General features: G+C 66.9%; 11 protein-coding genes. All 11 read left to right on the forward strand.

The genetic code is table 11. The annotated features are described in order from the left end of the window. The first annotated feature begins 1 nt into the window (after position 1). The 11 genes from AT959_RS17890 to hypD all read left to right on the forward strand — a co-directional run bounded on the left by AT959_RS17890 (position 2) and on the right by hypD (position 8,447). Complete coding sequence (locus AT959_RS17890; RefSeq protein WP_066886125.1) at positions 2-304, forward strand: HypC/HybG/HupF family hydrogenase formation chaperone; 303 nt, start codon at positions 2-4, stop codon at positions 302-304. Continuing rightward, positions 301-759: a thioredoxin domain-containing protein gene (locus AT959_RS17895; protein WP_066886128.1), complete on the forward strand. Its 459-nt coding sequence runs from the start codon at positions 301-303 to the stop codon at positions 757-759. Before AT959_RS17890 ends, AT959_RS17895 begins: the two co-directional genes overlap by 4 nt. Beyond that, complete coding sequence (locus AT959_RS17900) at positions 756-1,619, forward strand: hydrogenase expression/formation protein (RefSeq protein ID WP_066886131.1); 864 nt, start codon at positions 756-758, stop codon at positions 1,617-1,619. Before AT959_RS17895 ends, AT959_RS17900 begins: the two co-directional genes overlap by 4 nt. A gap of 212 nt (positions 1,620-1,831) precedes the next feature. Then, positions 1,832-2,032 carry a rubredoxin gene (locus tag AT959_RS17905; RefSeq protein WP_066886488.1) on the forward strand — a complete coding sequence of 67 codons (201 nt, stop codon included), beginning with the start codon at positions 1,832-1,834 and terminating at the stop codon, positions 2,030-2,032. Then, complete coding sequence (gene hybE / locus AT959_RS17910; RefSeq protein WP_066886134.1) at positions 2,029-2,496, forward strand: [NiFe]-hydrogenase assembly chaperone HybE; 468 nt, start codon at positions 2,029-2,031, stop codon at positions 2,494-2,496. The genes AT959_RS17905 and hybE overlap by 4 nt, the downstream gene beginning before the upstream one ends. Beyond that, positions 2,493-3,395, forward strand: coding sequence for a hypothetical protein (locus AT959_RS17915; RefSeq protein WP_066886137.1), 903 nt, complete (start codon positions 2,493-2,495; stop codon positions 3,393-3,395). Before hybE ends, AT959_RS17915 begins: the two co-directional genes overlap by 4 nt. Further along, on the forward strand, positions 3,388-3,729 hold the full coding sequence (hypA, locus tag AT959_RS17920; RefSeq protein ID WP_066886141.1) for a hydrogenase maturation nickel metallochaperone HypA: 342 nt from the start codon (positions 3,388-3,390) through the stop codon (positions 3,727-3,729). Before AT959_RS17915 ends, hypA begins: the two co-directional genes overlap by 8 nt. A 13-nt stretch (positions 3,730-3,742) precedes the next feature. Beyond that, complete coding sequence (gene hypB / locus AT959_RS17925) at positions 3,743-4,765, forward strand: hydrogenase nickel incorporation protein HypB (protein WP_066886144.1); 1,023 nt, start codon at positions 3,743-3,745, stop codon at positions 4,763-4,765. Further along, complete coding sequence (gene hypF, locus AT959_RS17930; protein ID WP_066886147.1) at positions 4,762-7,077, forward strand: carbamoyltransferase HypF; 2,316 nt, start codon at positions 4,762-4,764, stop codon at positions 7,075-7,077. Before hypB ends, hypF begins: the two co-directional genes overlap by 4 nt. A 3-nt stretch (positions 7,078-7,080) precedes the next feature. Further along, on the forward strand, positions 7,081-7,320 hold the full coding sequence (locus AT959_RS17935; protein WP_066886149.1) for a HypC/HybG/HupF family hydrogenase formation chaperone: 240 nt from the start codon (positions 7,081-7,083) through the stop codon (positions 7,318-7,320). Next, the gene (gene hypD, locus AT959_RS17940) at positions 7,320-8,447 is read left to right on the forward strand and encodes a hydrogenase formation protein HypD (protein WP_066886152.1); all 1,128 of its coding nucleotides are present in this window, start codon (positions 7,320-7,322) and stop codon (positions 8,445-8,447) included. Before AT959_RS17935 ends, hypD begins: the two co-directional genes overlap by 1 nt. Positions 8,448-8,896 lie beyond the last annotated feature (449 nt).

Consider the following 8,896-nt stretch of genomic DNA (forward strand, 5'->3'; position numbering starts at 1 on the left):
GATGTGTCTCGGCATCCCCGTCCAGGTGCTCGAATGCGGCGCCCATTTCGCGCGCTGTGTCGGCCGCAACGGCGAGGTCCGCATCGACCTCAGCCTGGTCGGCGCGCAGCCGGTCGGCAGCTGGCTGCTTTGCTTTCTCGATGCGGCGCGCGAGGTGATCGATGCCGAGCGGGCGGCCAGCATCAATGCCGCACTGAATGCGCTGGCCGCCGTGCAGTCGGGTGAAACCGACCTGTCCGCCTTCTTCGCCGATCTTGACCGCGAACCGCAACTTCCCGAATTCCTGAGGACACAAACATCATGAGTCTCGAACTCAAAGCCGGCCCGACCTCGCTTGAGCGGCTGGAAACGGCACTCGGCCGGATGCAGCAAAAACACGGTTTTTACCGGGTCGACCGCAGGGATCCGGAATTTCCGGCCGGCCTGACCGCGCTGCTGCTGACCGAAGACCCGCAGCGCAATCTGGAAGTGCTCGATGCCTGCGTCATCCTGCCCGAGGCGCTGAAGCCGGTCGGCGCGCAGATCGCGCGCTGGGTGGCCGGCCCCGATTTTGCGCCGGGCCTGATGCAGCAATACGGCGTGCCGCGCGCGCCGGCCGTCGTCTTCCTGCGCGATGGCGCTTTCGTCGGCGTGCTCAACGGCATTCGCGACTGGGTCGACTACCAGAACGAAGTCGTCCGGCTGCTCAGCGGCCCGGCCCAGCCGAAGCCGATCGGCATTCCCGTCCGCGTCGCCGGTAACCCAGGAGTCTGTGCATGAACCCCTCGATGATGCGTCCCTTCCCGATTTCCGTCGTCGCCATGGGCCCCGGCTCGCAAGGCGACGAGGCGCCGGATTACCTGCCGATGCCGAAAGGCATGGAAACCTTCTCGGCGCCCAGCCTGCCCTACGATGCGCCGGCCGCTGCGGTGGCTCAGGCGGCTCGCCTGCTCGACATTTTTGTCGACGGGGCGGTCGCGGTCGGCTTCGCCGGCGGCGCCAAGCTCGAATTGCTCGGCCTGGAAGCGCTGCTGCGTGAAGTCATCAACCAGTCGATGGGCTTCGGCGAAGTCAGCGCCTTCACCACCGCGCCGGCCCACTGGCGCGTCCAGGAAACCGCCTTCGCCGGCCTCTGGCGCGTGCTGCAGGTGGCCGACGACGGGACGATGCTGGTCGACCGGCTGGAAACCGGCATCATCCCGAGCGTGCTGACCGATGCCATGCTGCAGACGGCGGTCGCCGATCTGCCGGCCCCGGCCTACCCGGCCGGCTGCATGAATGCCCAAGCGCTGGTCGAGGAAATCCGCCAGCAGGCGGCGGCCTGGCGGGCCGGCGACGGCGCGCACGTCATCAACCTGACCCTGCTGCCGGTCAGCGATGCCGACCTCGATACGCTGTACGGCTGGCTCGGCCACCGCGAGGTGTCGATCCTGTCGCGCGGCTACGGCAACTGCCGGATCACCAGCACGCGGCTGAAGAATGTCTGGTGGGTGCAGTATTTCAACAGCATGGATACGCTGATCCTCAATTCGATCGAGATCGTCGCCATGCCGGAAGTGGCGCTCGCTTCCGACGAGGATTTCAGCGACTCGATCGAGCGCCTGCGCGAGTATCTCGAGATGATGCGTGAGCCGGTTTGAGTTGGGGAAACGCTGAAATATTCGTCATCCCCGCGAAGGCGGGGATCCAGTTCGTTGGTTTTTCTGGATTCCCGCCTTCGCGGGAATGACATTTCTGAATAAATCAGAACTTCCTTAGTTGCACCGCCGCCCCGTACTTGGTGTACTGTCGGTGGCGGTAGTTCCGGCGTGCCGGATGGCACGCTGTCCGATTTGCCTTTTCAGGGTTGATCATGCGTTTCGAAGGTTCATTTCTGGCGGTCAAGCCGGATGACAGGCTTGAGTGCGGCATCTGCTGGTGGGTTTACGACCCGGCGCAGGGCGACGACGTGCGCGGCATTCCGCCCGGCACCTCCTTTGCCGCGCTGCCGGATGACTGGTGCTGCCCGGGCTGCGATGCGCCGCGCCACAAGTTCATGGTGCTCGGCGCATGAAAATCTGGGCCAGCGATCCGTCGCCCGATCTGGTTGCCGTCTTCAGAGATATCGCGGCGACGCGGATGGCCGATCTGCCGATCTGCAACGCCCGCCTGCAGGTCGAGGCCGTCGGCTTTCAGCGGACGGCGGCCGGCCACTGGGCGGGGGTGATGATTACGCCGTGGGCGATCAACCTGCTCTGCCTGCCCGGCCAGCTTGACGGCTGGCCGGCCCTGGCCGCCTGCAGCAAGCACGACTGGCGTTTCCCGTCCGGCGATTACGAATTCACCGTCGCCGACGAGGCCAGCCTGGGCAATTACCATTTGTGTTCGCTGTTCTCGCCGGTCCTCGAATTCGACAGCCACGAGCAGGCCCGGCTGACCGCACTGGCTGCCGCCCATGCGCTGTTTGCCGAACCGCTGAGCGCCCCGGCGAGTGCGCCGGCGCCGACCCGGCGTGCCTTTCTCGGTTTGTCCGGATGACGACCAGCGGCGGCCTGCTGACGGTGCGCGCCCGCTACGCCAACGGCGGGCTGAGCGACATCGCGGTCGATCTGCAACGGCCGCCGGTGACGCGCCTGTTCATCGGCCAGCCGCCGGAAGCCGTGATCAAGACCGTGCCCTACATCTACACACTGTGCGCCCATGCTCAGCGCGCCGCTGCGCAGGCGGCGCTGGCCGCGGCCGACGGTGTCGAGCGTCGGCCGGTCGATGACGCCGAATTGTGGATCGAACTGCTGCACGAGAATTTCTGGCGCCTGCTCCTCGACTGGCCGCCGACGCTCGGCCTGCCGCCGGCCAAGGAGGCCTTCGTCGCCTGGCGGGCCGAGCGCCTCGGCACCAACCGTGTGGCCGCGACGCAAAGCCTGGTTGACGGCACGCTGGCCGAGCTCGCCGAAAAATGCCGTTTACAACTGGTCGACCGCCGGCATGCGCTGAATTTTGCCTTTCCTGCGCTCAATCCGCAGGCCTGGCTGGCTTACTGGCAGGGGGCGGTCGCCGAGCATCCGGCGGTGCGGCATCCGGTCTCGATCGGCGCCGCTTTCGCCCACCGCCTGGCCGAAGTCGAGGCGGCAACCGCGGCGCTGGCCGAAAACCGTCCCTATCCGCTGGCCGCGGCCGGCGACGATGGTTGGGGCGTCGCCCAGACGATCACGGCGCGCGGGGCGCTGACCCACGCCGTGCGGGTGGTCGAGGGCAAGGTGATGAACTACCGGGTATGGGCGCCGACCGATTGCCATTTTGCCGCGGCCGGCCCGCTCGCCGCGCTGCTGGCCGGGGCTCGGGTTGCCGATTTCTGCGCCGCCCGACGGCTGGTCGAGCAGGCGGTGCTGGCGCTCGATCCCTGTCTGCCTTACGTGCTGGAGCTGGAAGATGCATGAAATGTCGCTCGCCGAGGGCGTGCTGCAGCTGGTCGAAGATACGGCCCGGCGCGAAAATGCGCAGCGGGTCAAACTGGTCGTGTTGGAAATCGGCCAGATGTCCTCGGTCGAGCCGGAAGCGCTGAAATTCTGCTTCGAGGTGGTGACCCGGGGTAGTCTGGCCGACGGCGCGGCGCTGGAAATCGCCGAGGTGCCGGGGGCGGGCTGGTGCATGCAGTGCGCCGCGACGGTGCCGATGCGCGAGCTGTTCGGCGCCTGCCCGACCTGCGGCAGCTACCAGGTGCAGGCCACCGGCGGCACCGAAATGCGGGTCAAGGAAATCGAAATCGAGTAAGAGGAGAAGCTTTATGTGTACGGTTTGTGGCTGCGGGGCAGGGGAAACGAAAATCGAAGGCGGGGCGCATGCGCACAGTCATGTCCACGCCGATGGCACGGTGCATAGCCATGACCATGCGCACGAACATACGCACAGCCACCCGCACGCCGACGGCAGCGTCCATGCGCATCCGCACGACCATCACGGCGAGCATCAGCACGACCACGACCACGACCATGATCATCATCATCACGAACCAGCCGTCAGCGGCGATCTCGACTACGGCACGGGGCCGGCCCGCGCCCATGTGCCGGGCCTCAGTCAGGCGCGGATGGTGCAGATCGAACAGGACATCCTGAGCAAGAACAACAGCTATGCCGCCGCCAACCGCGCCTGGTTCGACGAGCGCGGCATCTTCGCGCTCAACCTGGTGTCCAGCCCCGGCTCCGGCAAGACGACGCTGCTCGTCAAGACCATCGAACTGCTCAAGGAAAAGCTGGCGATCAGCGTCGTCGAGGGCGACCAGCAGACCTCGAACGACGCCGAGCGCATCCGCGCCACCGGCGTGCCGGCCCTGCAGATCAATACCGGCAAGGGCTGCCACCTCGACGGCCACATGGTCGGCCACGCCATGCTGCGCCTGCAGCCGGCCGACGAGTCGCTGTTCCTGATCGAGAATGTCGGCAATCTGGTCTGCCCGGCCGCCTTCGATCTCGGCGAACACCACAAGGTCGCCATCCTGTCGGTGACCGAAGGCGAGGACAAGCCGCTCAAGTACCCGGACATGTTCGCCGCGGCCGACGTCATGCTGCTCAACAAGTGCGACCTGCTGCCCTACCTCGACTTCGACGCCGACCTGGCCGAAGCCAACGCCCGCCGGGTCAATCCAAACTTGACCATTTTCCGCGTCTCGGCGAGCAGCGGCGACGGCCTGTCCGCCTGGCTGAACTGGATCGAGGCCGGCCTGGAGGCGCAGCGCGCCAAACGCTCGGAAACCGTGGATGCCCTGAAGCGTCGGGTCGCCGACCTGGAGCGTCAGTTGGCCGCCAAGTGAGCGGTCGGCTGCTGCGCATTCGCGGCCTCGTCCAGGGCGTCGGCTTTCGTCCCTACGTCTGGCGGCTGGCCAACGAACTCGGCCTGAACGGCTGGGTGCGCAACGACGGCGCCGGCGTCACCCTGGCGGTCGACGGGGCAAAAATGGCCGAATTCATCACCCGCCTGCCCAACGAGATCCCGCGTCTGGCCCGCATCGACGACATCGTTAGCGAAACGGCCGAAGTCAGCGACAGCGGCTTCGCCATCCGCGACAGCGTCGCCGATAGCGTCGGCACCGCCATCGGCCCCGACGCCGCGCTCTGCCCGGCCTGTATCGCCGAGCTGTGCGACCCCGCCAACCGGCGCTGGCGCTATGCCTTCACCACCTGCACCCATTGCGGCCCGCGCTATACGGTCAGCCGCCGGATTCCCTACGACCGGGCACAGACCAGCCTCGCCGCTTTCCCGCTCTGCCCGCCCTGCGCCAGCGAATACACCGACCCGGTCGACCGCCGTTTCCATGCCGAAACCACCTGCTGCCCGGCCTGCGGCCCGCAACTGAGCCTGCTCGATGCGGCCGGCCAACCGCTGGCCGGCGACCCGATCGGCGAAACCCTGCGTCTGCTGCAGGCCGGCCGCATCGTCGCCATCAAGGGCCTCGGTGGTTTTCATCTCGCCTGCGACGCGCGCAATACCGCCGCCGTCGCCGAACTGCGCCGGCGCAAACAGCGCGAGGCCAAGCCGTTTGCCGTGATGGCGCTGAACGCCGCTGCGCTGGCCGGCTACGCCGAGATCGGTGCCGCCGAACTGGGTTTGCTGCGCAGCGCCGCCGCCCCGGTCGTGCTGTGCGCCAAGGGGGCCGGCGAACTGCCCGGGATCGCGCCCGCCCTCGCTTCGCTCGGCGTCATGCTGCCGGCGACGCCGCTGCACCTGCTGCTCTGGCACGAAGCGGCAGGGCGACCGAGCGGCAGCGACTGGCTGGCCCAGGAAAACGAACTGCTGCTGGTGATGACCAGTGCCAACCCGCACGGCGAGCCGCTGGTCACCGGTAATGCCGAGGCGCTGGCGCGCCTGGCCGGCCTGGCCGATGCCTACCTGGTGCACGACCGCGACATCGTCGTCCGCTGCGACGATTCGGTGCTGCGCGCGACAGCGGATGGCCCGAGTTTCATCCGCCGGGCCCGCGGTTACGTGCCGCTGCCAATTGCCTTGAGCAACGGCGGGCCAAGCGTACTGGCGCTCGGCGGCTACCTGAAAAACACGGTCTGCCTGCTGAAAGGCAAGGAAGCCTTCCTGTCGCAGCACATCGGCGGCCTCGACAACGCGGCGGCAATCGCCTTTCTCGAAGAAACGGTCGCTCACCTGCTGGCCATCCTCGATGTCCGGCCCGAGCTGATCGTCCACGACCTGCACCCGGACTACCCTTCGACCCAGCTGGCCCTGCGCCTGGCCGCGGAACTGGGCGTGCCGGCGCTGGCTGTCGGCCATCATCAGGCGCATCTGGCGGCGATCTGTGCCGAACATGGCGTCAACGAGCCGATCATCGGCCTGGCGCTCGATGGCGTCGGCCTCGGTCCGGACGGTGGGGCCTGGGGCGGCGAACTGTTGCGCCTGGACGGCGCCCGCTGCGACCGCCTCGGCCATCTGGCGCCGCTCAAACTGCCCGGCGGCGACCGCGCCGCCCGCGAGCCGTGGCGCATGGCGCTCTCCGCCCTGCATGGCGCCGGCCTCGGTTACCGCGTCGGCGGCTGGCTGAAGCAGCGCTATCCCGAGCGCGACGGCGGCCCGCTGCTCACCATGCTGGCCCGCGACCTGCGCTGTCCGCCGACCTCCAGCCTCGGCCGCTGGTTCGATGCGGCGGCCGGCTTGCTCGGCGTCTGCGAAATATCACAGTACGAAGGACAGGCGGCGATGTTGCTGGAAAGCCTGGCCGTCGCCCACGGCCCGGTCCCGCCGCTGGCGGACGGCTTCGTGCTGCGCGACGGCGGGCTCGACCTGTCGCCCTTGATCGGCGCCTTGCTGGTCTGTCACGATGCGGCGGAAGGGGCGGCGCTGTTCCACGCCACCGTGGCGGCCGGGCTGGCGGCATGGGTCGTCCAGGCCCTTGCCCCCCAAGGGGGCTTCCTGCGGGGCGCGGTGCACGGCTCAAAAGAGGCAAAAATCGCCGTCGGCGGCGGTTGTGCGATGAATGCGCTGCTGATGACGGCCTTGCGCCGACATCTGGAAACGGCGGGCCTGACGCTGCTCGAAGCGCGCCAGGCGCCGCCCAACGACGGCGGTCTGGCGCTTGGCCAGGCCTGGCTGGCGCGCAAGATGTTCAAGGAGAGATGAAGCATGTGTCTGGCAATTCCCGCGCAAGTGGTTGAACTGCGCGAAGGCGACAACGCCGTGGTCGATCTGGCCGGCGTCCGGAAGGAAATCTCGCTGGCCCTGGTCGACAACGTGGCGGTCGGCGATTACGTCATCGTGCACGTCGGCTACGCGCTGAACAAGCTCGATCCGGAAGAAGCGGCGAAAACGCTGGCTTTGTTCGGCGAAATCGGCCAGTTGGGCGACGATCCGACCCTGCACTGATGAAATACATCGACGAATTCCGCGATGGCGACGTCGCACTAGGCTTGGCCGAGGCCATCCGCCGCGAAGCGCGACCCGACCGGCGCTACCATTTCATGGAGTTCTGCGGCGGCCACACCCATGCCATCTCACGCTACGGCGTTTCCGACCTGCTGCCGGACAATGTCCGGATGATCCACGGCCCGGGCTGCCCGGTCTGCGTGCTGCCGATCGGCCGCGTCGATCAGGTGATCCGCCTGGCACTGGAACAAGGGGTCATCCTGTGCACCTACGGCGATTGCCTGCGCGTGCCGGCTTCCGGCGGCCTGTCGCTACTCAAGGCCAAGGCGCGCGGCGGCGACATCCGGATGGTTTATTCGAGCGCCGATGCGGTGGCGCTGGCCCAGAAGAACCCGGACAAGCAGGTGGTTTTCTTCGCCATCGGCTTCGAGACGACGACGCCGCCGACCGCGGTGGCGATCAAGCAGGCGGCGGCGCTCGGCCTGAAGAATTTCTCGGTGCTCTGTTGTCACGTGCTGACCCCGTCGGCCATTTCGAGCATTCTCGAATCGCCGGAAGTCCGCCAGTGGGGTACCGTACCGCTCGACGGCTTCATCGGCCCGGCCCACGTCTCGACCATCATCGGCAGCCGGCCCTACGAGTTCTTCGCCGAGGAATACCGTAAGCCGGTGGTCATCGCCGGCTTCGAGCCGCTCGACGTGATGCAGGCGATCCGTATGCTGATCCGTCAGGTCAATGAAGGGCGGGCCGAAGTCGAAAACGAGTTCTCACGCGCCGTTGACCGCAACGGCAACCTGAAAGCGCAGCAACTGGTCGGCGAAGTGTTCGAGATGCGCAAGCAGTTCGAATGGCGCGGCCTGAACGTGCTGCCCTACTCGGCGCTGCGCATTCGCCGCCAGTTCGCCGAATTTGACGCCGAAAAGCGCTTCCCGCTCGGTTATGCCTCGGTGCCCGACCACAAGGCCTGCGAATGCGGGGCGATCCTGCGTGGCGTTAAGCGACCGCAGGACTGCAAGATATTCGGCACGGTGTGCACGCCGGAGAATCCGGTGGGGTCGTGCATGGTGTCGTCGGAGGGGGCTTGTGCGGCACATTACACCTATGGGCGGTATAAGGATGTGGCTTGATTGCGCTTGTCCGTCATTCCCGCGCAGGCGGGAATCCAGGGAGTGGGCTTGGCGACCGTGGTTTTCCGCGCTTGCGGCGCGGGCGTACTTTCTTTTGCTTCGCCAAAAGAAAGTAGCCAAAGAAAAGGCGACCCCAGGTTACGCGGTCGGCTGCGCCGACTTCCCTGCGCTACTCGCTACTGGCGGGCGCTGCGGAACTCGGGCCTTCGGCCCTCAGACAGTCCTCGCGCTTTTTCCGCCAGTAGCTGCGTTGCTCGGCGCTTTACATGGGGACCCGAAAGGCGTCGCGGAGCAAGCAGCAGCCGGTTTTTTTAATTGCTGCGGTCGACCATCCAAAAAAGCAAGAAATGAAAACTTACCGTCGAGCACGGACGCTTTTCCGGGCCCCTTGAAAGGTGCCGAGCAACGCAGAAATGCCGGGGGCCTTCGGCGAGCACTGTCTGAGGGGC

The organism is Dechloromonas denitrificans (assembly GCF_001551835.1).
GTDB lineage: Bacteria > Pseudomonadota > Gammaproteobacteria > Burkholderiales > Rhodocyclaceae > Azonexus > Azonexus denitrificans.

Coding starts and splice junctions, on each gene's coding strand:
- AT959_RS17890 (WP_066886125.1), top strand. CDS start 2: ATGTGTCTCGGCATCCCCGTCCAGGTGCTCGAATGCGGCGCCCATTTC.
- hypB (WP_066886144.1), top strand. CDS start 3,743: ATGTGTACGGTTTGTGGCTGCGGGGCAGGGGAAACGAAAATCGAAGGC.
- AT959_RS17905 (WP_066886488.1), top strand. CDS start 1,832: ATGCGTTTCGAAGGTTCATTTCTGGCGGTCAAGCCGGATGACAGGCTT.
- hypA (WP_066886141.1), top strand. CDS start 3,388: ATGCATGAAATGTCGCTCGCCGAGGGCGTGCTGCAGCTGGTCGAAGAT.
- AT959_RS17900 (WP_066886131.1), top strand. CDS start 756: ATGAACCCCTCGATGATGCGTCCCTTCCCGATTTCCGTCGTCGCCATG.
- hypD (WP_066886152.1), top strand. CDS start 7,320: ATGAAATACATCGACGAATTCCGCGATGGCGACGTCGCACTAGGCTTG.
- hybE (WP_066886134.1), top strand. CDS start 2,029: ATGAAAATCTGGGCCAGCGATCCGTCGCCCGATCTGGTTGCCGTCTTC.
- AT959_RS17915 (WP_066886137.1), top strand. CDS start 2,493: ATGACGACCAGCGGCGGCCTGCTGACGGTGCGCGCCCGCTACGCCAAC.
- AT959_RS17895 (WP_066886128.1), top strand. CDS start 301: ATGAGTCTCGAACTCAAAGCCGGCCCGACCTCGCTTGAGCGGCTGGAA.
- AT959_RS17935 (WP_066886149.1), top strand. CDS start 7,081: ATGTGTCTGGCAATTCCCGCGCAAGTGGTTGAACTGCGCGAAGGCGAC.